Annotated in this window: 24 protein-coding genes, 1 tRNA gene and 3 pseudogenes; 21 read left to right on the top strand and 7 right to left on the bottom strand. The window is 58.5% G+C overall.

Annotated elements, in window-relative coordinates:
- Window positions 1-28 precede the first annotated feature (28 nt).
- The gene (locus E3O56_RS19520; protein ID WP_248128830.1) at window positions 29-1,525 is read right to left on the bottom strand and encodes a helix-turn-helix transcriptional regulator; all 1,497 of its coding nucleotides are present in this window, start codon (window positions 1,523-1,525) and stop codon (window positions 29-31) included.
- A gap of 203 nt (window positions 1,526-1,728) precedes the next feature.
- Here E3O56_RS19520 and E3O56_RS19515 point away from each other — a divergent pair, with 203 nt between their 5' ends.
- The 3 genes from E3O56_RS19515 (at window position 1,729) to E3O56_RS19505 (ending at window position 3,911) form a co-directional block, all read left to right on the top strand.
- Entirely contained in the window at window positions 1,729-2,697 is a 969-nt protein-coding gene (locus E3O56_RS19515; protein ID WP_248128828.1) for a hypothetical protein, read from the top strand.
- A gap of 78 nt (window positions 2,698-2,775) precedes the next feature.
- Window positions 2,776-3,396, top strand: coding sequence for a hypothetical protein (locus E3O56_RS19510; protein WP_005786964.1), 621 nt, complete (start codon window positions 2,776-2,778; stop codon window positions 3,394-3,396).
- A gap of 263 nt (window positions 3,397-3,659) precedes the next feature.
- Entirely contained in the window at window positions 3,660-3,911 is a 252-nt protein-coding gene (locus E3O56_RS19505; RefSeq protein WP_103735345.1) for a hypothetical protein, read from the top strand.
- A 59-nt stretch (window positions 3,912-3,970) separates the two neighbouring features.
- On the opposite strand, the gene E3O56_RS19500 is transcribed toward E3O56_RS19505, so the two are convergent.
- Window positions 3,971-4,216 (bottom strand): DUF3077 domain-containing protein, encoded by a 246-nt coding sequence (locus E3O56_RS19500; protein WP_248128827.1) that lies wholly within the window; start codon window positions 4,214-4,216, stop codon window positions 3,971-3,973.
- A 397-nt stretch (window positions 4,217-4,613) separates the two neighbouring features.
- Between E3O56_RS19500 and E3O56_RS19495 the strand changes: the two genes are divergently transcribed.
- Together E3O56_RS19495 and E3O56_RS19490 are read left to right on the top strand one after the other, a co-directional pair.
- Window positions 4,614-4,958 carry an FKBP-type peptidyl-prolyl cis-trans isomerase gene (locus E3O56_RS19495; protein WP_248128825.1) on the top strand — a complete coding sequence of 115 codons (345 nt, stop codon included), beginning with the start codon at window positions 4,614-4,616 and terminating at the stop codon, window positions 4,956-4,958.
- An 11-nt stretch (window positions 4,959-4,969) separates the two neighbouring features.
- Complete coding sequence (locus tag E3O56_RS19490; protein WP_248128824.1) at window positions 4,970-5,569, top strand: GNAT family N-acetyltransferase; 600 nt, start codon at window positions 4,970-4,972, stop codon at window positions 5,567-5,569.
- Between the two features lie 12 nt (window positions 5,570-5,581).
- Here the strand turns inward: E3O56_RS19490 and E3O56_RS19485 are convergent, their stop codons facing one another.
- The gene (locus E3O56_RS19485) at window positions 5,582-6,319 is read right to left on the bottom strand and encodes a helix-turn-helix transcriptional regulator (protein ID WP_248128823.1); all 738 of its coding nucleotides are present in this window, start codon (window positions 6,317-6,319) and stop codon (window positions 5,582-5,584) included.
- Between the two features lie 74 nt (window positions 6,320-6,393).
- Here E3O56_RS19485 and E3O56_RS19480 point away from each other — a divergent pair, with 74 nt between their 5' ends.
- From E3O56_RS19480 to E3O56_RS19450, 7 genes are all read left to right on the top strand, one after another.
- The gene (locus E3O56_RS19480; protein WP_248128822.1) at window positions 6,394-7,554 is read left to right on the top strand and encodes a cytochrome P450; all 1,161 of its coding nucleotides are present in this window, start codon (window positions 6,394-6,396) and stop codon (window positions 7,552-7,554) included.
- Window positions 7,551-7,895: an antibiotic biosynthesis monooxygenase gene (locus tag E3O56_RS19475; RefSeq protein WP_032876723.1), complete on the top strand. Its 345-nt coding sequence runs from the start codon at window positions 7,551-7,553 to the stop codon at window positions 7,893-7,895. The genes E3O56_RS19480 and E3O56_RS19475 overlap by 4 nt, the downstream gene beginning before the upstream one ends.
- A 508-nt stretch (window positions 7,896-8,403) precedes the next feature.
- Window positions 8,404-8,574 carry a hypothetical protein gene (locus tag E3O56_RS19470; protein ID WP_216092241.1) on the top strand — a complete coding sequence of 57 codons (171 nt, stop codon included), beginning with the start codon at window positions 8,404-8,406 and terminating at the stop codon, window positions 8,572-8,574.
- A 166-nt stretch (window positions 8,575-8,740) separates the two neighbouring features.
- A complete protein-coding gene (locus tag E3O56_RS19465; protein ID WP_005786976.1) occupies window positions 8,741-9,457 on the top strand; it encodes an MgtC/SapB family protein in 717 nt (238 codons plus the stop codon).
- 290 nt (window positions 9,458-9,747) lie between these two features.
- A complete protein-coding gene (locus E3O56_RS19460; protein WP_032876719.1) occupies window positions 9,748-10,374 on the top strand; it encodes a response regulator transcription factor in 627 nt (208 codons plus the stop codon).
- A 49-nt stretch (window positions 10,375-10,423) separates the two neighbouring features.
- Window positions 10,424-13,996 carry a transporter substrate-binding domain-containing protein gene (locus tag E3O56_RS19455; protein WP_248128821.1) on the top strand — a complete coding sequence of 1,191 codons (3,573 nt, stop codon included), beginning with the start codon at window positions 10,424-10,426 and terminating at the stop codon, window positions 13,994-13,996.
- A gap of 135 nt (window positions 13,997-14,131) precedes the next feature.
- Window positions 14,132-14,554, top strand: a complete 423-nt coding sequence (locus E3O56_RS19450; protein WP_248128820.1) for a chemotaxis protein CheY — start codon at window positions 14,132-14,134, stop codon at window positions 14,552-14,554.
- Window positions 14,555-14,594: 40 nt separating this feature from the next.
- On the opposite strand, the gene E3O56_RS19445 is transcribed toward E3O56_RS19450, so the two are convergent.
- The gene (locus E3O56_RS19445; RefSeq protein ID WP_248128819.1) at window positions 14,595-15,674 is read right to left on the bottom strand and encodes a 3-deoxy-7-phosphoheptulonate synthase; all 1,080 of its coding nucleotides are present in this window, start codon (window positions 15,672-15,674) and stop codon (window positions 14,595-14,597) included.
- Between the two features lie 619 nt (window positions 15,675-16,293).
- On the opposite strand from E3O56_RS19445, the gene E3O56_RS19440 reads away from it, so the two are divergent.
- On the top strand, window positions 16,294-17,043 hold the full coding sequence (locus tag E3O56_RS19440) for a carbon-nitrogen hydrolase family protein (protein WP_228309694.1): 750 nt from the start codon (window positions 16,294-16,296) through the stop codon (window positions 17,041-17,043).
- Window positions 17,044-17,475 (top strand): GNAT family N-acetyltransferase, encoded by a 432-nt coding sequence (locus E3O56_RS19435; RefSeq protein ID WP_103735338.1) that lies wholly within the window; start codon window positions 17,044-17,046, stop codon window positions 17,473-17,475.
- Between the two features lie 39 nt (window positions 17,476-17,514).
- Here the strand turns inward: E3O56_RS19435 and E3O56_RS19430 are convergent.
- Window positions 17,515-17,577, bottom strand: a pseudogene (locus E3O56_RS19430) (DNA-binding protein); the annotation flags it as partial.
- Window positions 17,578-17,659: 82 nt separating this feature from the next.
- Between E3O56_RS19430 and E3O56_RS19425 the strand changes: the two are divergent.
- The 6 genes and pseudogenes from E3O56_RS19425 to E3O56_RS19400 all read left to right on the top strand — a co-directional run.
- Window positions 17,660-17,791: pseudogene (locus E3O56_RS19425) on the top strand (transcriptional regulator); the annotation flags it as partial.
- A gap of 160 nt (window positions 17,792-17,951) precedes the next feature.
- Window positions 17,952-18,593, top strand: a complete 642-nt coding sequence (gene uvrY / locus E3O56_RS19420) for a UvrY/SirA/GacA family response regulator transcription factor (RefSeq protein WP_005786991.1) — start codon at window positions 17,952-17,954, stop codon at window positions 18,591-18,593.
- A 1-nt stretch (window position 18,594) separates the two neighbouring features.
- Window positions 18,595-20,418, top strand: coding sequence for an excinuclease ABC subunit UvrC (uvrC, locus tag E3O56_RS19415; protein WP_032876705.1), 1,824 nt, complete (start codon window positions 18,595-18,597; stop codon window positions 20,416-20,418).
- Window positions 20,419-20,450: 32 nt separating this feature from the next.
- Window positions 20,451-21,011, top strand: coding sequence for a CDP-diacylglycerol--glycerol-3-phosphate 3-phosphatidyltransferase (pgsA, locus tag E3O56_RS19410; protein ID WP_034135291.1), 561 nt, complete (start codon window positions 20,451-20,453; stop codon window positions 21,009-21,011).
- A gap of 60 nt (window positions 21,012-21,071) precedes the next feature.
- A tRNA-Gly gene (locus E3O56_RS19405) sits at window positions 21,072-21,147 on the top strand.
- A gap of 1,013 nt (window positions 21,148-22,160) precedes the next feature.
- Window positions 22,161-22,910: a glucose 1-dehydrogenase gene (locus tag E3O56_RS19400; RefSeq protein WP_103735335.1), complete on the top strand. Its 750-nt coding sequence runs from the start codon at window positions 22,161-22,163 to the stop codon at window positions 22,908-22,910.
- Here E3O56_RS19400 and E3O56_RS19395 read toward each other — a convergent pair.
- Entirely contained in the window at window positions 22,907-23,827 is a 921-nt protein-coding gene (locus E3O56_RS19395; RefSeq protein ID WP_103735334.1) for an AraC family transcriptional regulator, read from the bottom strand. The genes E3O56_RS19400 and E3O56_RS19395 overlap by 4 nt on opposite strands.
- 86 nt (window positions 23,828-23,913) lie before the next feature.
- Here E3O56_RS19395 and E3O56_RS19390 point away from each other — a divergent pair.
- Window positions 23,914-25,389, top strand: a pseudogene (locus E3O56_RS19390) (aldehyde dehydrogenase family protein).
- Between the two features lie 256 nt (window positions 25,390-25,645).
- On the opposite strand, the gene E3O56_RS19385 reads toward E3O56_RS19390, so the two are convergent.
- A partial coding sequence (locus E3O56_RS19385; RefSeq protein ID WP_248128817.1) for a TolC family protein occupies window positions 25,646-26,363 on the bottom strand: 718 nt, incomplete at its 5' end.

Raw genomic sequence — 26,363 nt, 5'->3', positions numbered from 1 at the left:
ACTAGGTGGACTAGTGCATTTGCAAGGGTCAGGGTTTGTTTTTAAGGCGCAATTCACCGGCGAACAGCCCGCGTTCACGGGCCCAAACGATGGCCGCGCTGCGGCTGTGCACCCCCAGCTTGGAATACACAGTGGCCACGTGGTTGCGTACGGTATTGGGCGCCAGTTTCAGGCGCGAGGCGATTTCCTTGTCTGCCAGGCCCTCGCAGATCAGGCCCAGCACATCACGCTCACGGGCGGTCAGGTCGGTGAATGAGACGTTCGGCAGGTTGGGGCTGTTGACGCTCTTGGCGTTGGCCAGTTTCTCGATCAGGGTCTGGCTGAACCAGGACGCGTCCTGCATGACTTCCTCGATGGCCGCCACCAGTTCCAGCTCCGAACGTTTGCGTTCGGTGATGTTCATCAGCACCATCAGGTAGCAGGGCACGTCCTGGATGATCACCGTGTCGGCGGACACCACGCAGTCGATCACCTCGTTGCCTTTCTTGCGCACCTTGAGGTCCTGGCCGTCCAGGTTGCCGGCTTTTTCCAGGGTGGCGAACAACTGCGCGCCGGCCTGGGGGCTGTCGATAAAGTTGATGTCTTCGATGGATTTGCCGATCAACTCCTCGCTGATGTAGCCGGTGATGGTCATGAAGGCTTCGTTGACATCCACCACCTGGCGGTTGTCGGCGCTGCACACCAGGGTCGGCACCGGCGTCAGGCGGAAGGATTTGGCGAAGCGCTCTTCACTCTGTCGCAAGGCAATTTCCGCTTTGCGTCGCGGCTCAAGGTCAGTGAAGGAAAACAACATGCAGTCTTCCTCGTTCATGTCCAACGGTTGGCCGGCGACGATCACCAGTTTGCTGCCACCTTCGGGCAATCTCAGTTCAGCCTGCATCTGCGGAATAGTTGCGCCTTCGCCCAGGCGCTGGATCGCCAGGTCCTTGCGCTCGGCCTGTTCCAGCACGTCCAGTTCATACACGGATTTGCCGATGACCTGGTCACGGTTGTAGCCGGTCATCTCCAGAAAACCCTGGTTGACCTTGATGTAGCGCAGGTCGCTGAGGCGGCAGATCACGGCGGGTGCGGGGTTGGCGTTGAAGGTTTTTTCAAAGCGTTGCTCGGCGCTCGCCCATTCGGTGGCGTCGCTGAGGATCAGCACCAGCAACTCCGGCTCACCCTGCGCGTCGGACAGTATCAGGCTGCGCAAGCGGTGCACCCAGTAGCGACTCTCGTCGGCGGCAGGGGTGACTTCCACCACCACATCGCTGAACTCTTCACCAGCGGCCACGCGGCTTAACGGGTAGCTGTCCAGCTGTAAAGGATGGTTATTGCGATAGCGCAAGGCGAAACGCTCGGCGTAGGCCTCGGTATTGGCGCCCAGGTCTTCGACGGCGCTGACCCCGTGCATGGTCAAGGCAGCGTCATTGGCCCAGAGGATGGTCTGGTCGACCTCGGCCAGAATCACACCGTCGGACAACCCGGAAATGATCTGCTGCAACTGGCGGCGATTGGTTTCTTTGGCGAGAACATCCTGGGTCATAACGTCTCCGAAGGGGCGAGGCTTGAGTGCATTCGAGTACGACATCCCGGCTTCAGGATAGTGCAGAGAATTTGCCTTGGGAGGAGTGCGAATGCACCACCCGGCCTGGTGCATATGAGCCAGGACTGAACGTATGTCGTTTCGCCACACTCACACTCAACAAGGCGCATTGCCTTGCTTCTAAATTTGAAAAGGACCTTTGTATGACCACTGTCTATGAAACCAATCGATCGCTATTTCGTGTGTCATGGAGCTCGGTATTGGCCGGTAGTGCAATCGCACTGGTGACCTACCTGGTGTTGAGTGTGTTGGGTACGGCTATCGGCGCCAGCGCCGTTGACCCGATGGAAGCAGGTAACCCGTTGAGCGGCTTCGGCACGGGTGCGGGTATCTGGTTGTTTGTCTCGACCTTGGTCGCCATTGCGTTGGGTGCGTTTGTGGCTGGACGCACGGCGCCGGATCGTGGCGGCCTGCACGGGGTGCTGACCTGGACCCTGACCACCTTGCTGACCACCTGGCTGTTGGCAGGCTTGGCTTCCAGCGTCGTCGGCACCGCCGGCAACGTCGTGGGTAAAGGCTTGTCTGCTGCCGGAAGTGGCATTGCGGCCGCAGCGCCGGGGATCGGCAACAGCATCAAGCAGCAGTTGAACGAGCAGGGGATCGAGCTGGACTGGAACAGCCTGCAAGGCCAACTCGATACCTTGCTCAAGCAAAGCGGCAAGGCGGAATTGGACCCGGCCAACGTTGAGCAAAAAGCCGACCAGGCGGCTGCCGATGGCAAACAATCGGCCACCGATGCAGCGACCAACCCTGCCCAGGCCGGTGACGAGCTCAAGCAGTGGTTCGAGCGCGTAAAAGCGTCCGGCGAGCCAGCCTTGAATGCAGCGGATAAAGAAGCCCTGGTCAACATCGTCGCGGCCCGTACCGGCAAGAGCAAAGAAGAAGCCACCCAGATTGTCGACAACTATGCCCAGGCTTATCAGCAAGCCATGCAGAAGGTCGATGAGCTGAAAAAACAGGCTGAACAAAAAGCCCGTGAAGCCGGTGAAGTGGCCGCCAAGCAATTGTCCCGCGCTGCATGGAGCACCTTGGCCATGCTGCTGTTGGGCGCGGCTTTGAGCTTCTTTATTGGTCGTATCGCGTTGACTACCCGTCGCGTGCCTTTGTCGTAAAACTGTCTGCGGCAAGGACGCCGCCTGTGGGAACGGGTAAAATGCTGGCCTTTTACCCGTATCCCGCAAAGGTGTCCCTTGAGCGCAGGCAAAGCCGTTGGACTGTTATTACTCACTTCTCTGTTGGCGGCGTGTGGCACCTCGCCGCCACGCACGCCCAATGACCTGTGCGGCATCTTTCGCGAAAAAGATGACTGGTACGACGCCGCCAAGGTCACGCAAAAGCGCTGGGGCGTGCCGATCCAGGTGCCGTTTGCGATCATGTATCAGGAGTCGGGCTTTCGCTACGACGCCAAGACCCCGCGTAAATACCTGTTGTGGATCATCCCCTGGGGCCGAGTGTCCACCGCTGCGGGCTACGCCCAAGCCAAGGATGAAGTGTGGAACGACTACCGCAAAGCCACCGGCCGCAGCGGCGCTGATCGCGAAGACTTCGACGACGCCATCGATTTTATCGGCTGGTACATGGACAAGACTTACACCATCAATGGCGTCTACAAATACGACGCCTATGGCCAATACCTGAACTACCACGAAGGCTGGGGCGGCTACCGCCAGCGCACCTACGCCAGCAAAGCCTGGCTGCCGCCGGTAGCGAGCAAGGTACAGGCGCGCTCGCAGATGTATGCGCGGCAATATGCCGGGTGCAAGGATGAGTTGGGGCGAGGCTTCTGGAGCCGGTTCTGGCATTGGTTGTAGAAACCGGGGCTGCACGCAAATCAATATGTGGGAGGGGGCTTGCTCCCGATAGCAGGGTGTCATTCAGTGATGGAGTGACTGATGCGCCGCCATCGGGAAGCTGCCTCCCACCTTAGACCGCACCAGTGCCATAAGTGCTGTACGCTGGTCGTGGCATTGGTTGTAGTCACTCGTACAGACCTGTTATCTCTGACAGTAGGCAAGGTACACCGATCTTCGTAGGCTGCTGCGTGTGCAGTACAATCTGAAGATGGAGCTTTGCAATGAAAAAGTCTGAGTTCAGCGTTTACCTTGAAGAACAAATTTTCAGTGCCCGTACACGTATTTCACCTAAGTTGAGCAAGTCTGATCGGGTGGATTCGGGCAGGTTGGATTTTTTGACCGCGTTGAAGAATGTGGTCGATGGGGCCGCCAACCCTGAAGACTTTGGGACTGTCGGCGCTGTCAATGATGTATTGCAGGAGCTGGAGTTGCTTTCGGGCTCCGAGACCTTGCTGGCAAGGCTTAAACCTTGAGTCATTGATGGTTTCATGTGATGAGGGGACTCTCCCTCATCACAACATGTGTCGCCGGGTCAGCGCGGCTGTATGTATTCCAGCGAGCGGTCCACCATCACGCTGGCCATCTCCACCAGGTGCGTGACCGATATCACCAGGGTGCGTGATGTGCCATCCAACTGCTCACCCGCCGTCTGCGCGGCAACGGCTGCGCAACGCAATACGCTGCTGGCATGGGCCAGGGCGTCTTCGAAGCTGAGGTCGGGTGTGGTGGCGAAGAATTGCAGTTCTGGGGCGGGTGGTGCGGGGACAAGTTTGTCCATTTTGAAGCTCCTCTAGTCGGTAAGGAGCCGTCACCATCGCTGCTAAACGATTGAAGGGTGGCGGCCATACGCAGGTTAGCAGACCGGTGACTAGGAACCCGGTGCACCCGAGGGTGCCCTGCGCACGGCCACCATGAAGCGTGGGCCGAAAAAAAGCGCCCTGCAAAAGGTGGCGCTTAGCGCCTAGTCACATCGGCGGGCTGCTAAACCCGGTCACTGAACTGGCAGTGACCGACGAAGACTAGCCACGCAATGTGAGCGGCGCAAGCGGTTGGGATTCTCTCGGAAACGTCCTTCAAGTTAAAGGGAAATGTCATTGTTCCGACTGTTCCTACACTTGCCAAACCCAGCCGATTCTGGGAAAACCCCAGCCTTTCACGCCTTCAATGAGACCCCCATGAGCAACGACGAACTGCAGATCAACAACATCCGCCCGGGCACTGGAAAAACCGTGGTCAAGGGCGCGCTGATCACCACCCAATACACCGGCACCCTGGAAGATGGCACAGTGTTCGATTCGTCGTGGGAGCGGGGCAAGCCGTTCCAGTGCGTGATTGGCACCGGTCGCGTGATCAAGGGCTGGGACCAGGGGTTGATGGGGATGCAGGTCGGCGGGGTACGTGCGTTGTATGTGCCGGCGCACCTGGCCTATGGCGAGCGTTCCATGGGCGCGCATATCAAACCCAACAGTAACCTGCGTTTCGAAATTGAATTGTTGGAAGTGCTGACCCGGGATGATTGAAGAGATTGAACATGGACGTTGACCCACAGGTGTTGCCTGGCTGCTCCCTCAAAGACATTCGGGTGGTTGAGCTGCTTGGCTGCGATGAGGCTGAGTTGCAGCAGTTTTTTGAACAGGCACCGGATTACTTCCTCGCGGTGAATGGCGAGCCGGCTACCCCGAGCGAAGCACGGGAAGAATTACACGGTCAGTTACCCGCTGGCTGGCAGTGCAGCCGCATGTACTGGCTGGGCTACCGCGATACGCAGGATCAACTGGTCGCCGTGGTGAATATTGCCGCGGACTTGCTCGCTGCCGGGGTATGGCATATCGGCTTGCTGCTGGTGCATATGCGCTGGCACGGCAGCGGGCTGGCGCAGCGCTTGCACTCGGACCTTGAGGCATGGGCGGCGGCCAAGGGTGCCCAATGGCTGCGACTGACGGTGGTGGTGGGCAATACCAGGGCCGAGCGTTTTTGGCCCAGGCTTGGGTATGTACAGGTGCGAACTCGCGAGGGCATCACCATGGGGCGCCAGGTGAATAGGGTATCGATCCAGGTCAAGCCTCTCGGCAAGTCGACCATTGACGGCTACTTGGCGTTGGTCGAGCGGGACCGGCCCAGTACGCCGTAGCCTGTACCTGTCTTAAGTGGGAGCGGTGCCTGATTTCTCCAGCTCCTTGCTTTCAACCGTGATCCCAAATCTGCCGTACAGCTCCTTTCGCCCCTTGGGCGTCAAGGCCAATGCTCGACTATCAAGGTCCTGGATCACCCATTTGCGGCTTATAACGGCTTGTAGAACAGCGGCCCCGAGTGCGCCGGCGAGGTGAGGGCGGCGCATGCTCCAATCCAGGCATGAGCAAGCGAAACGACGTCGCTGTGCCCTTACGGTTTCTATCTCGACACCGAGCCCTGTCATCGCTTTTTCGCCCTCCACGCTGAGCTGATACGTACCGTCACCAGCGACTGGCATGCTCAACCAGCCGGCGTCGATGAAATAGTCGTGCAGTTGTACAGCCAGGGATCCTGCCATGTGGTCATAACAGGTCCGCGCCAACTGCAATCGACCGGGGGCCGTCGAAACGAACTGGGTCTGCGCGTTTCGGCTGATCACCATGAGAGCTTCGATAGCTTGGGCCACGTGCGCGTCTGCCAGGCTGAAGTAGCGGTGCCTGCCCTGCGTGTGCAGTTTTATCAAACCGTCCTCTTTGAGCCTTGCCAAGTGCGCGCTCGCCGTGGATGCACTGACATCGGCGATGACTGCCAATTCGGTGCTGGTACGGGCGTGACCGTCCATCAGCGAACAAAGCATTTTCGTCCTCGCGGGCTCCGCAATGGCGCCTGCGACACGGGAAATAGCAGTGTCATTGCTTTGGGAATCCATATTTCGTTCCTGAGCGAATTGTGGGGGGGACGATTGCTCGATAGTAGCCGTTCTTTGTGAAAAGGACTGCCAAAATGACGCCGTTTGAAGCCGCTACTCATGTCGATCCCTACGTTTATTACTCATGCCTCAGGCAGCAAAGGGAACTGTTGTTCGATGCAGATCTTGGTGTATGGATTGCCAGTGGCGCCGGCGTTGTCGAGGCCATTCTGGAACATCCCGACTGCCTTGTACGTCCACTGCACGAGCCGATTCCAACTGCCCTTGCGCAAGGCGCCGCAGGTCACGTTTTCGGTCGTTTGATGCGCATGAACGAGGGGACGCAACATCAGTGCCCGCGCAGGGTTATCGAGCCCATCCTGGCCTCGATGGGCACGCAAAACATCGCAGGCCTCGTGGCGCAGGTCGTCGAGACATTTGATATCTCGGGCGATAACCCGAATGAGTGGATGTTCACGTTGCCGGTTTCGGTCATTGCATCCTTGATAGGTTTCACATCCAGCCAGCTAAAGGAAGTCGTGCAGCTGACACGGGATTTTGTTGCCTGTCTGTCGCCGTTAAGTGACGAGGCTCAACTCGGTAAAGCCCATTGCGCGGCGGCACGGCTGAGCCAAATGTTCCAAACGCTGCTGAGTAACGATGATAGAGGTAGTGGTGTGTTGGGCCGTCTTTATAGCGATTACGACGCTTCAGCCTGGGAAGACGATGATGCATTGATCGCGAATCTGATCGGGCTATTGTCACAGACCTGCGAAGCCACCGCCGGGCTGATCGGCAACACCCTTATAGCGCTCCAACGTAAGCCTGAGCTGTTTGAAGGTATGCAAGCCACACCGACGCTTGTCGCTGAGTGGGTGGCAGAGGTCGCGCGCCACGATTCACCGGTACAAAACACTCGGCGGTTTGTTGCCAGGCGATGCAAGATTGGCGACAGCGTTTTAGAGGCGGGCGATACCATTTTATTATTGCTCGCTGCTGCCAACCGAGACCCCTGCGCCAACCCAGACCCCGACAGCTTCTTGCTTGAGCGGGCGCAACGACGAACCTTCAGCTTCGGCTCAGGCAGACATCAATGTCCAGGCCAACCCTTGGCATTGGCTATTGCCTCAGAAGTGATTTCGGCATTCTTGCATCGACAGCCCAACGCTTCTGCCCGTGATTATCGCTGGCGTTATTTGCCTTCCCTGAATGGCCGTATCCCGCAGTTCTGCCGTGATGAGGAGACTCAACAATGATCGCTGTTATTTTTGAAGCCTGGCCGCACGAGGAGCACTACCAGCGTTATCTCGACCTCGCTGCCGAACTCAAGCCCCTGCTGGCTCAAATCGATGGTTTCATTTCAGTTGAGCGTTTCCAGAGCCTGAGTGAACCTGGAAAACTGCTGTCGCTATCATTCTGGCGTGACGAGGAAGCAATCCAGCAGTGGCGCAGCCTTGAGCTACATCGAGCAGCTCAATCAGCAGGCCGTCGGCAGGTTTTTGCTGACTACCACCTGCGTATTGCTCAGGTAGTGCGCGATTACAGTCTCGAAGATCGTGTCCAAGCGCCGGCCGATAGCAGGCAAGCTCATGAATGAAAGCACAGCACCTGGCCCATAGCTGGGGCGTATCTGCGAATTCAGTGTGTCAGGCAGTGAATGCGTAGCTGACACACCTCTTCGGGAGCAAGCCCCCTCCCACATTTGCTGGCAGATGGGGTTGAGAAAGGCATTCCTGAACCCATCCTGAAGAATTTTCGTGTTCTCCATGTGGGCACCTTCCTACGGTTTACTCGGCCACCATCGGGGCGTAAGCTTCGCGCGTTTTCATTAATAGCGGAGACCCTCAGTGGGTACTTGTTCGAGTGACAGTCGTCGGCCGGTTTCGGTAACCGGCATCTACTTGGCAAGGTAACGCGCATTTTCCAGATGCCGTTGTCTCGCCTCACAAAGCGAGAAGCGGTATCCCGGCAGTGGCCCGTCCTGGCGCCTGCCTGAATCCCTCTCATCGACGCTGACCAGCACCGGGGTAACGCCTGGATGCTACGGACGCGCCTGCCTTTTACGGCCGGCGGGCCATTTTCTCCGCCTGGAGATGCTTGAGACTGTGACTGACGCCAGTGTCAGCCGCGAAGTACCGCCCAGCCTGGCGCACTACTTCACATTGCAGGCGCTGGCGTCGCTGTACTTCGTATTTTTGCCCGCGATTTTGCTGGCGTACATGGCGCTGATCCAAGCGGTGAAGGGCTACTACATCCGCAAGTTTGGCTGGCAGTAATACGTTTTATGCAACACCGCAAAAACTGTGGGAGCCGGGCTTGCCCGCGATGACGGTGTATCAGTCGCCTGATTCATTGGCTGACGCGCCGCTATCGCAGGCAAGCCAGCTCCCACAGGGACCTGCGGTGCTTCCAATTTGCCACTGCATTCATGGAGATTTTTTTATGCAGGCAATCAACAACATCAACCTCAACTCCCTGATCGATACCGTGGTCAGCCTCAGCGCGGCGTTTATTTTGGGTGGTTTGATCGGCTTCGAGCGCCAGTACCGCCAGCGCACCGCGGGCTTGCGTACCAATGTGCTGGTGGCGGTGGGCGCGGCGATTTTTGTCGACATGGCCAACCGCCTCGGTGGTGCGGAAGGCGCTGTGCGTGTAGTCGCTTACGTGGTGTCGGGCATCGGCTTCCTGGGGGCCGGTGTGATCATGCGTGAAGAAGGCAACGTGCGCGGCCTCAATACGGCGGCCACCCTGTGGGCTTCGGCGGCGGTGGGCGCCTGTGCCGGTGCCGACCTGATCCTTGAGGCATTGCTGGGCACGCTGTTTGTGCTGGCGGCCAATACCTTGCTGCGACCGATCGTCAACAACATCAACCGTCAGCCACTGGACGTGGTATCGGCAGAGGTCACCAACATCCTTTACGTGATTGCGCGGCGCAGCCAGCAACAGGCAGTGATGGTCCTGTTGGAAGCCGAGCTGGCGCGCTGTAACTACCCGGCCAGCGATGTCGACGTGCGACCATTCGGCAGTGAAGAAGTGGAAATCGAGGCCACTCTGGCCGCAACGTCGGTCGATGGCGATGAGCTGGATGCACTGGTGACGCGCATCTCCACGTCAACCCTGGTGGTACAGGCCTTCTGGAGCCCGAGTACCACCGACTGATCCCTCTGGGCACGCCAGGATTGGCTAAGCTTAGTTGTGGAAAAATCCTACATATAGTCAGGAATATCCCTTCAATTGAAACATCTTGGCGTTGGTAAGGTTGGGCACTTGCGGCTGTTGGGTCGTTGTGGTCCGGCGTCCGTGGTTATGCTGAGTTAATTGAAGGGGCCAGACATCGCCTGGTTATCGCCATGAGGGTATGCAGTGCCGCTCGTCGGAACTGTCATTTCTCACAGGTATCCAGTCCCGGTGTTATGTGTAAGGGTATTTTGTCCACATAGGGAAGTTTTATGAGCAAAGCATTAATTGTGGATGACCATCCATTTATCTGCGCGACGGTCAAACACCTTCTGAAATCGGAAGGGTTTACTGAAATCTACCAAGCAGGGGATGGGGCAGATGCAATGCAGTTGGCCAGGGAGCAACGTCCCGAGCTGATCATTCTCGACCTTGCGCTGCCGAAACTGGGTGGGTTGGAGGTTATCAGCCGGGTCAAGGCACTGGCCCTGCCGTGCAAGATTCTGGTGCTCACCTCTTACATGGCGGTGTTCTTTTCTACCCGCTGTATGCGTGCCGGAGCGATGGGGTTCGTGGCCAAGACCGGGGAATTGGACGAGTTGATCAAAGCCATCAGGGCGATCAGGTCGGGCTACAGCTGCTTCCCCAGTTTGCCGACCAGTTCGGTACGCCGTGATGACCTGCAGGAAACGGAACGACAAATGATCGAGTCATTGTCGGACCGTGAATTGACCGTATTGCAGATGCTGGCCCTGGGGCTGGGCAATAAGGAAGTGGCCGCGAAAATGCTGCTGAGCCACAAGACCATCAGCACCTACAAGACTCGACTCAAGGAGAAGTTACGTATGTCCTCGGTGGTGCATTTGTCCAAGTTTGCCCAGCGCAACCATCTGATCTGAGCTGCAAATGATCACCACCGCGTTGACCAGGTTCGTCGCGATCCTTTGGATGAGCCTATTACCCCTGATCGCGGTGGCCTTTGAAGAGCCCCAGGCTTTGCAACTGTTGGGGCACTCCCACCTCGAAATCCCCAAAGTAGAGATGACCGAGGCTGATTGGCGTTGGCTACGCGAGCGGCGCACATTGGTCATGGGGATTTCTGCCCCCGATTACGTGCCTTTTGACCTGACCAATAACAACGACGAACTCGAAGGTATCACGGCCGACTTTGCCGCGCTGATTGGCCAGGCCCTGCATATCTCCATCGAGGTTCGGCGTTACGAAACCCGTGATGATGTGGTCCAGGCCCTGAAGCAGGGTGACGTGGATTTTCTCGGTTCCGCCAATGGCTATGAGGCTGCCGACAAGCAATTGCAGTTGTCTCGTTCCTACGCCAACGATCAACCGACCCTGGTGACTCGCAGCGGTGACAGCCAAGCGTTGAGTGACGACCTGGCAGGCAAGCGGGTGGCAATGCTGTATCACTATATGCAGCCCGACGCTGTCCGGGCATTTTACCCCCGTGCACAGTTGGAGCTTTTTGCCTCGACCTTCGAGGCCATTGGCGCCGTGGCGTTTGGTCGCGCCGATGTATACCTGGGCGATGCCATCAGCAGCAATTACCTGATCAATCGCAACCACCTGAACAATGTACGCATGGCTGATTTTTCCACCCTGGAGGTCAACCCGTTTGCGTTTGCCGTCACCCGGGACAATACGCGGCTGCTGCAGATCATCAATGCGGCGCTGGAGGCCATTCCCGCCAGTGAGCACATGGAAATCCTGCGCCGCTGGAGCGGTGGCAACCTGGGCATCGTGGGCATCGACCGGCTGCACTTGAGTGCCAATGAACAACGCTGGGTGCAGAAAAATCCACGGGTCAGAGTCGCGGTGCTAAACGACTTTCTGCCATTGTCTTTTATCGGTGACAAGGGGCAATTCGAAGGGCTGAGTGCGGAGGTGTTGTCGCGCATCAGCTTGCGTACCGGTTTGAAGTTCGATGTGGTACCGGGCAGTTCGTTGCCGCGCCAGGTCAATATTGTCAGTGCGGGCACGGCGGATATGCTGGCGGTGGTTACCCCCAGTACGGAACGTGCCGACAAAGTGCGCTTTACTCGGCCCTACCTGACCAGCCCGTTTGTGCTGGTGACCCGCGACAGCCCTGATAGCCCGCTCACGCTGGAGGATATGGTTGGCAAACGCCTGGCCATGGTGACCGGCAATGGCCTGCATGATGAGATAGCGCAAAACTTTCCAGGGGTTGCGTTTATCGACGTTGAAAACCCGCTGCAAGCCATGGCGCTGGTGGCCAATGGCGACGCCGAGGGCGCCGTGAACTCGCTGATCAGTGCGCGCTATCTGATCACCCGGCATTACCGTGACCGCTTGCGTATCACCAGTACGGTCGGCACTGAACCGGCGCGCGTGACCTTCGGGGTCAACCGCAGTCAGTTGGAGCTGTATTCGATCCTGGACAAGGCACTGCTGAGCATCACACCGCAGGAAATGGATGAATTGATTGGCCAATGGCGCAGCGAGGTCATCATCGAGGACAGCTACTGGCTGCGTTATCGCAACGTGATCATTCAGGGCTTCGGGTTGGCCGCACTGTTGTTGGTGGTCACGCTGGGTTGGATCATCTACTTGCGCAGCCTGATTCGTAAGCGCGTGCAGGCCGAGCGGGCGCTCAGCGATCAGATGCGGTTCATGAGCGTATTGATCGACGGCACCCCGCATCCGATTTATGTACGCGACCGCCAGGGTCGGTTGATGGCCTGTAACAATGCGTACCTCGATGTGTTTGGTTACAAGCTTGAAGACGTGATCGGCAAGACGGTGATGGAAACCGACGTCAACAATCCTCCACAGGCCCAGTCGTTTCATGAGGATTACCTGCGCTTGATGGCCGCCGGTGAACCGCAGATTCATGACCGGATACTCAAGGTGCCCAACGGCGACGTGCTGACCATTTACCAATGGATGCTGCCGTATCGCGACGGCGACGAGAAGGTGGTGGGCATGATTGCCGGTTGGGTGGATGTCAGCGAGCGTCATCGCTTGCTGGGCCAATTGCAGGAAGCCAAGGACGATGCCGACGCCGCTAACCGCGCCAAGACTACCTTCCTGGCGACCATGAGCCACGAAATCCGCACGCCAATGAACGCCGTGATCGGCATGATCGAGTTGGCCTTGAAAAATGCCGAACAGGGGCGGGCCGACCGTGATGCCTTGGAAGTGGCATCCGTGGCATCGCGCGGCATGCTGGAGTTGATTGGCGACATTCTCGATATCGCGCGGATCGAGTCCGGGCATTTGTCGCTGACCCTGGAGCCGGCCAATCTGCGTGAGCTGCTGGCATCGGTGGCGCGCGTGTTCGAGGGATTGGCGCGAGCCAAGGGGGTGGCGCTGCAAGTCCAGCTGGAGTCCTTGGTTGAGCGGACGGTGCTGGTCGACCCGCTACGCTTCAAACAGGTGGTGTCGAACCTGTTGAGCAATGCCATCAAGTTTACCGCCAGCGGCCAGGTAAGCCTCGGGGCGCGGGCGGTAGTCGAGGACGACCGGTTGAATGTGCAGCTATGGGTGCAAGACACCGGCATTGGGATCAGCGTCAAAGATCAGCAGCGATTGTTCAGCCTGTTTATCCAGGGCAGCAATAACCAGCAGTCGGCCCGCAGCGGTTCTGGCCTGGGGTTGGTGATCAGCCGCAGCTTGTGCGAAATGATGGGCGGCCAGTTGCACTTGAGCAGCGTGTTGGGGCAGGGCACCCGGGTGGATGTGACACTGGCGCTGGCCCTGACGGACAGCTTGCCGACCCATGCCGCACACACTGCTGATGCCGTGCCAGAGGGCCGCGCACTGCGCATCCTGGTGGTGGATGACTACCCGGCCAACCGCTTGCTGCTGGCGCGCCAGTTGACCTTCCTGGGCCACCAGATCACTACGGCCGAAGATGGCGTCCAAGGGTTTGAGCAGTGGCGGGCGGGACAATTCGACGGTGTGATCACCGATTGCAATATGCCGTTCAAGAATGGCTACCAGTTGGCGCGCGAGATTCGTGCGCAAGAACGTGAACGGGGTCAGGCACCTTGCCTGCTGTTGGGGTTCACCGCCAACGCCCAGCCGGAGGAAACCGAGCGCTGTCGGCAAGCCGGCATGGACGGCTGCCTGTTCAAACCCACCGGGCTGGACGACTTGCGCTCGGCATTGGCTTCGCGTTCAGCCGAGTTGGGCCCGCCACAAATGCAGGCGTTTGACTTGAGCACCCTGGTCGCATTGACGGGGGACGATCGCCCCGCGCTTATCGAGTTGCTGGTGCCGTTGCTCGACAGCCTGGAAACGGACCGTGCCTTGCTCTCACAGCTGTCAAGCCAGGCCGACTTTGCCAAGCTGCACGACCTGGCCCATCGCGCCAAGGGTGGCGCACGGATGGTCAAGGCGCAGGGGTTGGTCGCGTGTTGTGAAACATTGGAGGCGGTGTGTGAACAGCGGGACCGCCTGGCATTGGGCCCTGCGGTTGATGGCGTCAGTGAAGCGATTGGTATTTTGCAGCAAGGCTTGAACGCGTATTGCAATCGGCCTTGACCGCGGTTGATCACCATTCAGGCGATTTGGGAAAACTCTTACGTGAACGGGGAAAATGCCTGATTTTGTCGTCGGCATATGTCTGGAAAATGGGCGACGCTCACTGCCGAGCACTGCCTGCCCCAGGGGTTTGCCATGCCAAACAAAGCACTGACTGTCCTGATTGCCGATGAACAGCATCTGCGACGCCTGTACATCGAGAAAATGCTCAACCAGTTGGGGTATTACCGGATCGTGCCGGTGCAAACGTTCGAAGAAGTCCAGATTCTGACCTCCATTCCAGCCGAACCCTTCGATGCGCTCATCATCAATGCCGGGTTGCTGGACCATGCCATTGGGCTCCAGCAGTCAGTGCACCACGTGTTGGTATACGAGCACATCGACCTGGGCGAGCCTGCCGGTGCAGCGTCAGCGGTGCGGGTGCGTCTGCCGGGCGTGCCGGACAACGTCAGCCTCGAACACTTCATGGACATCGTCGACCCATGCGAGGCTGCCCATGGCCTGCGGGTACTGCCGTGGCTACGGGAGTTGTCCCGGGCGCGGGTGGCCCGGGCCTAGCTTCGCTTCAACGCTGCTGCCGCATGTTGATCCACACCCGTCAGTTGGTTTTGTGAGAGGCGCGCAGGCGTTCGGCCGCACTGCGCAGCAACTGCTCGGTCGCGTCCCAACCCAGGCAACCATCGGTTACCGACACGCCGTATTGCATTGACGCGCTCAGCGGCTGACAGCCTTCGAACAAGTGGCTCTCAAGCATCATGCCGATCAGCGACGTATCACCCTGCAAGCGCTGCTCCACTACGTCATTGAACACTGCCGGTTGGCGCAGTGGGTCCTTGCCGCTGTTGGCGTGGCTGCAATCGACCATGATCCGCGCCGCCACTTTGGCCTTGGCCAGGTCATGTTTCACCTGGGCCACGCTCTGTGCATCGTAGTTTGGCCCACGGTGGCCGCCGCGCAGTACCAGGTGCGTGTCGGGGTTGCCTGGCGTCTGGATGATGGCGGGATGGCCTTGGCTGTCGACACCGAAATGGCGATGCGGGTGGGACGCTGAGCGCATTGCATCACAGGCAATCGCGACGCCGCCGTCGGTGCCGTTCTTGAAACCTACGGGCATGCCCAGGCCGCTGGCCATCTCGCGGTGGATCTGCGACTCGGTGGTGCGTGCGCCGATGGCGACCCAACTGAGCAGGTCATCGAAGTAGCCGGCAGCCATGGGTTGCAACAGCTCGGTGGCGACCGGCAGGCCCAGGCGCAGCATTTCACGCATCAGTTCGCGGGACAGGGTCAAGCCGGCGGCCATGTCATCGCTGCCGTCCAGGTGCGGGTCGTAGGCCAGGCCTTTCCAGCCGATGGTGGTACGCGGTTTTTCGACGTAGGCGCGGATCACCAGCAGCATCTGGTCGCTGACTTCAAGCGCGAGTTTCTTCAGGTTGCGTGCGTATTCCATGGCCGATTGCGGATCGTGGATCGAGCACGGGCCGACAATCACCAGTAAGCGCGAATCTTCGCCATTGAGGATGGCACGCACGGCCTGGCGATGGGCGTGGATCTGTTCATGGAGGAACGGGCTGAGGGGCAGCTGGTGTTTCAGCTCAAGGGAGCTGGGCAGGCGCTGGGTCAGGGCTTCATTGGCGCTGTTGAGGGTGCAGACGGGCAAAGCGGCGACGGAGGAGTTCATATTCAAGGCTTCCTGGGCAAGCGGCGGGTTGTTCCCGCGCGCTTGGCCTACTGGGGTGTTCGACAATTGGCCGTACTGGCGAGGTGTGTTGGTTTGCCACCAATAGGTGACCGATCGGAGGCGGCAGGCTGTCCCGAACGGAGCTGGCTAAATCGCCATGCAGTGCAAGTGTCGAAGCGGTAATAAGTGGCGTAGTTCATGGCGTGATTCCTTTAAGTGTTCTTGAACAAACAAAATGGTTAGCGGCTGAAAAACAAAACCCCCGGTCGGGGAGCCGACCGGGGGTTTAGATTTCTCTGGTAGGCGACCCCTTGAGTAGTGGGCGCCGATTTCAGGTATCAGGCGCGCCAGTGGCTAAACCAATACCCAAAATAAAAGCCGGCCAGTGCGCTCGAACCGTTCACGCGGGTAGCCGACACCAAGCGCAAGGCGCTGGCAGCAGGGCAAACCTGAGTGTGGGTGAGTTGCAACATGGTGGCTCTCCAAATGATGGGGGGAGCTTACTAGAGGCGCACGGGTGGATTCAATCAGTAATTTCTATTGCTTGAGGGTACTTACGGCTATGGGGTGAGTGTCGCTATGCTGGTGGCTCATAAACGATGATTGCCAGGACGCGACCATGACTGCCTTGACCCTTGCTGCGGCGCAAACCCTTTCCATTGCCGGCGACGTTGAAGCCAATATCGCACGGCACCGGGTGTTCATGCAGGCTGCGGCAGAGCAGGGTGTGCAATTGCTGGTGTTTCCGGAGCTGTCTTTGACCGGTTATGAACCCACGCTGGCCGCTGACTTGGCCATCGCTCCCGATGCGCCAGTGTTGGCGCCCCTGCGCGAGATGGCGCGCGAGTTGCAGCTGACGGCAGTGGTGGGTATGCCGATCCGACTGGCCCCGCAAGCGGATGTTTTGATTGGCGCCCTGGTGCTGGGGGCCGACGGCTCACTGGCGGTGTACACCAAGCAGCATCTGCATCCAGGCGAAGACGTGGCGTTTGCGGCCGGGCAGGGTGGTGAGGCACTCCAATGGGGCAATGACCGTATTGCCCTGGCGGTTTGCGCCGACTTCTCCCACGCCAGTCATCCACGTCATGCGGCGCAAGCGGGCGCCAATGTCTACGCAGCAGGCGTACTGATCAGCGAAGGCGGCTACGCAAAAGACAGCGCGCTGCTGCAGGGCTATGCCGCGGAGCATCGTCTGCTGGTGCTGATGGCTAACCACGGTGGCCCATCGGGTGGCTGGACCTGTGCAGGTCGCAGCGCGATCTGGGCCGCGGACGGCCGTTTGCTTGCAGCGGTACCCGGTGTCGGCGAAGCGCTGGTGATTGCCCGTCGCGACGGCGAGCATTGGGTGGGCCAAGTGGTGGCCGTGTAAATGGCTTTTCACCTGCGTGCTGCCACAGAACAGGATCTGCCGTTTGCGCGGGCCCTGACCCACGAGGCGATGAACCGCTACTACGTGCAAAACCAGCTGATTTGGTCCAATGCCGGCTTCGACACGGCCTGGGCCGGTCGGGAAAACTGGCTGATTTGCCGAGATGACCACACGTTGGGATTTATCAGCCTCAGTCGCGACGGTGGCGCTCTATACATCCGTGAGTTGCATTTGATCCAGGCGTATCGCGGGCAGGGCGCAGGCACTTGGGTGCTGGAGCAGATAGCGCTGAAGGCGCAGGCGCTTGGGCTGTTGCGGTTGACCGTGTTCAAGACCAATCCGGCCAGAAGGCTCTATCAACGCATGGGGTTCAGCATTGTTGGCGAGGAGGATGGTTTCTGGCGGATGGAGCGTGTCTGTCGCGTACGCTAAACCCTGTACAAAATCCTAATAAGCGCATACTGATTCAGGAACCGACTTCCCTTGATGTTCCAGCCAGGCCTTGGCTTGTGCAGCGGTGCGGATTCCGGGCATGGTTCAAAACCGTTCAAGTTCGTTCGACGAAGAGATGAGGGCGTCACCTCTTGATGTGTGCAAAATGGGATCATGCATCCAAATGAGTGGAATCGGTTCGCGTTTAAGGCAAGAAAGAGAGCGACTCGGCCTGTCGCAGAAAGTTTTTGGTGAAATCGGAGGCGTTGAAGCCAACGCTCAAGGCAAATATGAAAGCGGCGGGTGTGCGCCCCAGGATTTCTGACCTTTTGCCCAATAAATTCGGTCGTCCACCACCCGTTGGACGACTACCGGGCAGGCAAACTCCATATATATGACGCTTGCGGCTAGGTCTGTGCCCAGCTTTTTTGCTAAGGTGTTCAGCAATCTATAAGACCATATCGCGAGGTGTCTGCTTGATTAGGGTGCTAGTAGTCGATGATCATGATCTCGTTCGTACAGGCATTACACGAATGCTGGCTGACATCGACGGCCTGCAAGTAGTCGGCCAGGCTGAGTCAGGGGAGGAGTCTCTGATCAAGGCTCGGGAATTGAAACCCGATGTGGTGTTGATGGACGTCAAGATGCCTGGGATCGGCGGTCTTGGTGCCACGACCAAGCTGTTGCGCAGCCACCCGGACATCAAGGTCGTGGTGGTGACGGTGTGCGAGGAAGACCCGTTTCCGACGCGGCTCCTGCAGGCCGGTGCTGCGGGCTACCTGACCAAAGGCGCGGGCCTGGCGGAGATGGTGCAGGCCATTCGCCTGGTCTTTGCCGGCCAGCGTTACATCAGCCCGCAGATCGCCCAACAGTTGGCGATCAAATCCTTCCAGCCCACCAGCGATTCGCCGTTTGATACGCTGTCGGAGCGGGAAATCCAGATCGCCTTGATGATCGTCGGTTGCCAGAAAGTGCAGTCGATCTCCGACAAGCTGTGCCTGTCGCCCAAGACCGTCAATACCTACCGCTATCGCATCTTCGAGAAGCTCGCCATCAGCAGTGATGTTGAATTGACCCTGCTCGCGGTGCGCCACGGCATGGTGGACGCCAGCGCCTGACATGACTACGCCGTTTGATCCAAGTGCCTTTCTCTCGACCTGCAGTGGCCGCCCCGGCGTGTACCGCATGTTCGACAGCGAGGCACGCCTGCTGTATGTGGGCAAAGCCAAGAACCTCAAGAACCGGCTGGCGAGTTATTTTCGCAAGTCCGGCCTTGCGCCGAAAACCGCTGCCCTGGTGGCACGTATCGCCCAGGTCGAAACCACCATCACCGCCAATGAAACCGAGGCGCTGCTGCTTGAGCAGACGCTGATCAAGGAATGGCGGCCGCCGTACAACATCCTGCTGCGTGACGATAAATCCTACCCTTACGTGTTTTTATCGGATGGCAACTTCCCGCGCCTGAGCATTCATCGCGGGGCTAAAAAACAAAAGGGCAAGTACTTCGGGCCTTATCCCAGCGCAGGTGCGATCCGTGAAAGCCTGAGCCTGCTGCAAAAAACCTTTTTTGTACGCCAGTGCGAAGACAGCTTCTACAAGAACCGCACGCGGCCGTGCCTGCAATACCAGATCAAGCGCTGCAAGGCGCCCTGTGTGGGCCTGGTTGAGCCGGCAGAGTACGCCGAGGATGTGCGCCACTCGGTGATGTTCCTCGAAGGGCGCAGCAACGCGCTCACCGATGAGCTGTCCGGGGCCATGGAGCAGGCGGCCAGCACCCTGGATTTCGAAAAGGCTGCCGAGCTACGTGACCAGATCTCTCTGCTGCGTCGCGTCCAGGACCAGCAAAGCATGGAAGGCGGCACCGGTGACGTCGACGTGATCGCCGCGTTCGTCAATCCGGGCGGCGCCTGTGTGCACCTGATCAGCGTGCGTGGCGGGCGGGTGCTGGGCAGCAAGAACTTCTTCCCGCAGACCGGTATCGACGAAGACGTTGCCGAGGTGATGGCCGCATTCCTTGGTCAGTACTACGTGAGCAGCCCAGAGCGCGACCTGCCCTCGGAGCTGATCGTCAATGTGGTACACGAAGACTTCCCCACCTTGATCGAAGCGATCCACGAGCTGCGCGGCCGCGAGCTGGACATCAGCCACCGCGTACGCGGCACCCGTGCCCGCTGGCAGCAACTGGCCGTGACCAACGCCGAGCAGGCCCTGAGCGCGCGCCTGGCCAATCGACAGCATGTTGCCGCACGCTTCGACGCCCTGGCCGAAGTCCTCAACCTGGACGAGCCGCCCCAGCGCCTGGAGTGCTACGACATCAGCCACTCCAGCGGTGAGGCCACGGTGGCCTCCTGCGTGGTATTCGGGCCGGAAGGGCCGATCAAGTCCGACTACCGGCGCTACAACATCGAAGGCGTTACCGCCGGCGATGACTACGCCGCGATGCACCAGGCGCTCACGCGGCGTTTCAGCAAGTTGAAGGACGGGGAGGGCAAGTTGCCCGATATCCTGCTGGTAGACGGCGGCAAGGGCCAGTTGTCCATGGCGCGAGACGTGCTCAACGAACTGGCGGTGCCCGACCTGATCCTGCTCGGCGTCGCCAAGGGCACCACGCGCAAGGCCGGTTTCGAGACGTTGTACTTGAATGATGCCGCCCATGAGTTCACGTTGAAGGGCGACTCGCCTGCGCTGCACCTGATTCAACAAATCCGTGACGAAGCCCACCGTTTCGCCATTACCGGCCACCGCGCGCGCCGTGGCAAAACCCGGCGAACCTCAACCCTGGAAGGGGTGGCAGGGGTTGGCCCGACGCGGCGTCGCGACTTGCTTAAACATTTTGGTGGCTTGCAGGAGCTCTCCCGTGCCAGCATTGACGAAATAGCCAAAGCACCCGGTATCAGTAAAAAGCTCGCTGAATTGATTTATGCCAATCTGCACAGCGAATAGAATGCCTTCTCACCTCGTAGCCAGTTGTGCCGATGAATATCCCTAATCTGATCACCGTACTACGCGTCCTGCTTATCCCGATTTTCATTTTGTTGTTCTATTTGCCGTATGAATGGAGCTACGTCGCGTCCAGTTCGGTATTTGCCTTCGCAGCCGCCACCGACTGGCTTGATGGCTACCTGGCACGCCGCCTGGAACAGAGCACGCCCTTTGGCGCGTTCCTCGACCCCGTGGCCGACAAACTCATGGTCGCCGTCGCCCTGGTGCTGCTAGTGCAGGAACACGGCAACCTGTGGCTGACCCTGCCGGCCGCCGTCATCATCGGCCGCGAGATCGTCGTCTCGGCCCTACGCGAATGGATGGCCGAAATCGGCGCCCGCGCCCACGTCGCCGTATCGAACATGGGCAAATGGAAAACTGCCGCGCAGATGCTCGCGCTGGTCATCCTGCTGGCCAACCCGTCGGACTTCACATTCTGGGTGCTCACCGGCTACGCCCTGCTGCTGGTCGCCGCAGGCTTGACGCTGTGGTCCATGCTGCAATATCTGCGTGCGGCCTGGCCCCATCTGCGAACCACTGTTGAAAAGAAATAAAACTTTTTTGAATCAAGGGGTTGACGGGTGCTGAGGATTCTATAGAATGCGCATCACCAAGCGGGAATAGCTCAGTTGGTAGAGCACGACCTTGCCAAGGTCGGGGTCGCGAGTTCGAGTCTCGTTTCCCGCTCCAAGCATTAATGAAAAAGCCACTCTAACGAGTGGCTTTTTTTTGCCTGCGATTTGTGGAATAGACGCTTTGGCGTCGTTTTTCGTTTCTTGAGAAAACCACTGAAATCCAGGGTGATCGGTAAATCTAGGTACCGTTCCAGGTGCTGTCTCATGGCCAGGCTCGAACCCGCATTGTTGCTGGATACTCTCAGGTCGTGAGACGAGCTGTTCACCCCATCATTGGTTCGGTCTGGCCTTAAATGACACTGAAATCAATTAAAATTCGATGTGTCCGGGGTGAGTAAAATTCGGTGACTCAATTTTCTGAACCCTCTGCCAACCCCGATAGTTGATCCAGTTCTGTGTAGTCAGATGATGTTTCTACAGCCGTAAAGTCGTGATCATTTGTTTTATGAGCGTGCTCCTGAATCGTTGTGAAATCTTCGTTGTCAGGGTTATGGACAGGTACCATTTCTATTTGAAGGGCAGGGCCGAACGGAGCGCAGCTTGAACTCTTCTTCAGAACCATCGCCCAGGATTTGGGTGAGCTTAAAGCGCTGAGCGTGGGGCAGAGCAGTGATGAGGTGGTCCGTTTACTGCATCGGATTCGGGGCGCGCTGGCGGTCGGCAAAGCCAAGAGCCTGATCCAGTTGTGTCGCGAGCTGGAGATCGCTGTCGCACGGGATGGGCTGGCCCACACCCATGCAGATGTTGCAGCGTTTATCCAGCGCGTCGAATGCGCTATTGAGATTTATAAGCTTGGAATGCCGCCCCGTTCAGGCAGATCCCCACCGCATAAGGCTACAAAGCCGACCCCGAGTCGTTTCTTGGAGAAAGATGCTGCAGATAGCTATAACGTCGGCGATACGTCTGCCTCCTCATGGTCAGTTTCAACTTCTCCTTGACTGATCACTATGACCGTCTGCCATCTGGACGATCACAAAGCTTTTCTGGAGCACTGGCTATTAACCGGTTCCCGCCATCCTCTTAAGCTGGCTTGACTGATTTTCAGCCAGCAACAAGTAGGAAGTGAACATGAAAAGGTTGCATAAGAAAGTCGCGCTGGTGACTGGTGCCTCCAAGGGCATCGGCGCAGCGATTGCCAAGCAATTGGCCCAGGATGGCGCCACTGTGATCGTCAACTATGCCAGCAGTCGCTTAGACGCCGAGCGAGTGGTTGAGCAGATTTTGCAAACCGGCGCCAGGGCCTACGCGGTGCAGGCGGACGTGTCCAACAGCACTGACCTCAAGGCGTTGTTCAAGACCATCGTGCATGAGCATGGCCATCTCGACATTCTGGTCAACAATGCCGGTGTCTATTCGACCAGTCCCCTGGCCGATATCACCGAACAGGAGTTTCACCGTCAATTCAACCTCAACGTTCTAGGGCTGATCCAATGCACACAAGCTGCCGTTGAAGTGTTCAACGTGCTGGGGGGCAGCATCGTCAATGTCAGCTCAAGCGTGACTTCGTTCACGCCGGCCAACTCAACGGTGTACACCGCGTCCAAGGCTGCGGTTGACGCGATCACCCGCACGCTGGCCAATGAACTGGGGCCGAGAAATATCCGGGTCAACTCGGTCAACCCAGGGTTGGTCGTCACCGAGGGCGTGCACGCCAGTGGCTTCTTCGAAGATGCGTTCCGTCAGAAAATCGAAGCGATCACGCCGCTGGGCCGCATCGGTCAGCCCGAAGACATCGCACCCGCCGTCGCCTTCCTGGCGTCGTCCGATGCAAGCTGGATCACCGGTGAAACCCTGATAATCGGCGGTGGCCTGCACTAAGCCTGGGTGGCGTGCTCGCGCACATAGTGGCGGGGCGACTGTGACATCACGCGCTTGAATGCGGTACTGAATGCGCTTTCGGACTCATAACCCAATGAGAACGCGATGGTGGAGACCGAGTCATCGGAGTTTTTCAGTCGGTCGCTTGCCAGCAACATCCGCCAGTACGTCAGGTATTCCATCGGTGCTGCGCCCACCACTTGCTTGAAGCGCAACGCGAACGCCGAGCGCGACATGGTAGCCCGTTGCGCCAACTCCTGGACGCTCCAGCGATGGGAAGGGTCAGCGTGCATGGCACTCAGAGCGACACTGAGGTGACGGTCAGCCAAGCCGTAAAACCAACCAGTGCCGTTGTTCTCCAGCGTTGCCAGGTGGGTGCGTAGTACTTCGACCAGCATCAGGTGCGCCAAGTGCTCATTCATCAGCGAGCGGCCGGGGCGCTTCTGCTGTAGCTCCGACGTGAACCGTTCCAGCGCCCAGCGCAGGAGCGATGCCTGCGGTTCATTGGCCTGCACGTGAACCATTGAGGGCAGGCTGCTGAGTAATAACTGGGTAGGAACACCGCTGAAGTCAAACCGGCCACCGACCAATTGCGTGTCGTTGCCGCCGTAATGCAGGGCCAGTTCGTCCGTTGCGAGGGTTTGAAAGTGACCATCGGAATTCATCAGCGGCTGGGACATATCGCTGTAGAGCGAAAAAGGCATGCCCCGAGTCATCAGAAAGCAATCGCCTTGGTGCAGGCGCTGCGGCTGCTGTTCGCCCTCTACGTGCAGCCAGCAACTGCCCTTGATCACCGCCGTGAACTTGATGCCTTCGCGCTCGGGAAAGGTGAAAGCCCAATCACCGCCCAGGGAAAGCGTGGCGGAGTGGTAATTACGGATTCTCAACAGTGAAAGAACGTCGGACAGAGGATCCATGCATCACCTGGTTGGACGAATAATAAAGTAATCGCGATTTTATATCAGAGCTAATCCAGATTTCATCTTTAAATGTGAGGTTCTCCATGCAAATCAATTTCGATAATTCTTATGGCCCGCTGATCGATGGCGTGTTTGAAACTGAGGATAAGTCGCGCTCGTTTGCTGCGGTCGACCCTGCCACGGGCAGACACCTAGCTTACATTCATTATTGTGACGCCAAAGATGTTGATCGCGCTGTGAAGGCCGCGCATGCAGCGTTTCCAGCCTGGCGTACCCTGGGTCAGCAGATGCGCGCACGCCTGGTGAACCTCTTGGCGGACGAGATCGAAGAGCACAGCGAACGTCTGGCCATGATCGATGCCCATGACGTGGGGCGCTGCATCAGCGAAGTACGCAAGGACTACCTGACTGCTGTCCGGCACTACCGCTATTTCGCCTCGGTGATCATGGCCCATGAAGACACCGGCCGTGAAATTGAAGGCGGTTATGCCATTGCCAAGCGTGAACCACTTGGCGTTTGCGGGCAGATCATTCCCTGGAACGCGCCGGCGATCATGGCCGCGTTCAAGCTCGCCCCCGCGCTGGTAGCCGGCAATACCGTCGTGCTCAAACCTGATGAAAATGCTTCGGTGTCGACGCTGGAACTGGGCAAGTTGATCAACAAGATCTTTCCCGCCGGGGTGGTGAACATGGTCACTGGGTTGGGAGAGATAGTCGGTGCAGCATTGAGCGAGCATCCTCTGGTCAGGAAACTGTCATTTACCGGCAGTACCGAAGTCGGCCGCACAGTAGCCGGTGTTGCAGCCCGGCGCCTCGTGCCTTCAACACTGGAGCTGGGCGGCAAGAGTGCCAATATCGTATTCCCTGACATCGACGACATCGATGCGGTGGTCGACAACGCCACTTTCGCGGCCATTCATAACAATGGGCAGTCGTGCCTGGCTGGCACTCGTTTGTTTGTGCATGCCTCGATCGCAGAGGCGTTTCAGGAAAAGCTGATAGCCGCGTTCAAGCGTGTGAGAGTAGGAGCACCCTTGGCAGAGGATTCACGGGTCAGTTGTGTGGTCAACGCCCAACAAGGTGAGCGCGTGTTGAGTTACATCACCATGGGCCTGGAAGAGGGCGCCGAGTTGCTCGCAGGTGGCGGCCGGGCTGCAGTCCCAGGTTGTGAAAATGGCTACTTCATTCAGCCAACGTTGTTACTTGCACGTAACGACATGAGCATCTGCTAGGAAGAGATTTTTGGCCCGGTGCTATCGCTGATCGTGTGGGACGACTATGAAACGATGATCGCCCAAGCCAATGACACTGAATATGGGTTGGCCTCCGGGATCTACACCAGCAATTTGCAGCACGCTATGGAGACTGCAGCACGGCTGGAGGCAGGTTCGGTGTGGATCAATCGTTACTCGAACATTACCGATGGCACTGCGTTTGGAGGGTATAAGAACAGTGGGATTGGGCGTGAGTTTTGTCGGGAGACGCTCAATGCTTATACACAGATAAAGACGATCACAATGCAGGCGCGTGCGCCACTGCCCTGGTTTGCAGGCGTGTAATTCAACGGGGATCTGCGCGCAGCCGTAGGGTGCGCGCATGACTTGCCCCTTCATGATTTCAACGATTGTACGTGGTTAAATTCGCCGCAAACTACCCCTTCACTTGTCCGACCTGCACTGGCATGTACTCGGCGCCGCCTCGGCAGCCATGTTCCAGTTCCTTGCTGCGTCCAGGCACCTATTCATTGCGCATCAATGCCGTGCTGGCCGGCTCAGGATCGGCCACGGCCGTGGCCGATTACCTTGGGAGTTAGGCTTACCCGCGAGGGCCTTGTCCGGTAACCGCATACGAACTGAGCGGCTCCGGCGCACGCCAGCCACCACCCAACGCTTTATAGAGTTGCACCACATTGAGATACGACGCGGTCTCTGCCTGCGTCAGCGCGTCCTGAGCATTCAGTTGCGTACGCTGCGCGTCCAGCTCTACCAGATACGCCGCACTACCTGCTTCATAACGCGCATGTGCCAGTCGAGCCGCACGCTCACTTTGCGCTGCTGCTTCAGCCAGGCTACGTACCCGTTGCTGCGACAAGCTATAGGTCGTCAGCGCGCTCTCGGTTTCCTCAATCGCATTCAGCACCACTTGCTCGTAACGCGCTCGGGTGCCCACCTCACGCGCCTGAGCCTCCCGCTGCCGGGCCTTAACACTGGCCAGGTGCAGCGCCGGCCAACTGACCGAGGGCATCACGCTGAACGCGCGGCTGCCGCTGTCGCCCAAATCCCCACCGCGCAAGGCCACGAAGCCGAGGAAGCCGCCCAGGTCAATCCTTGGGTAAAGCTCGGCTGTCACGGCACCAATGTCCGCATTCGAGGCCGCCAAAGCGCGTTCGGCGCTGGCGACATCGGGACGCTGGCGCAGCAAATCGCTGACCTGGCCAATCGGCAAGCGCGTGACCAATGCCGGAAGCGCTTTCAGGTCGGTCAGCGCTTGCAGCTCATTGGGCCGCGAGCCCGTGAGTACGGCGAGCCGATAA

The organism is Pseudomonas sp. W2Aug9 (assembly GCF_023127755.1).
Lineage (GTDB): Bacteria > Pseudomonadota > Gammaproteobacteria > Pseudomonadales > Pseudomonadaceae > Aquipseudomonas > Aquipseudomonas synxantha_A.
Note: the sequence above shows the minus strand (reverse complement) of the source record. Positions and strands in the feature narration are given on the sequence as shown.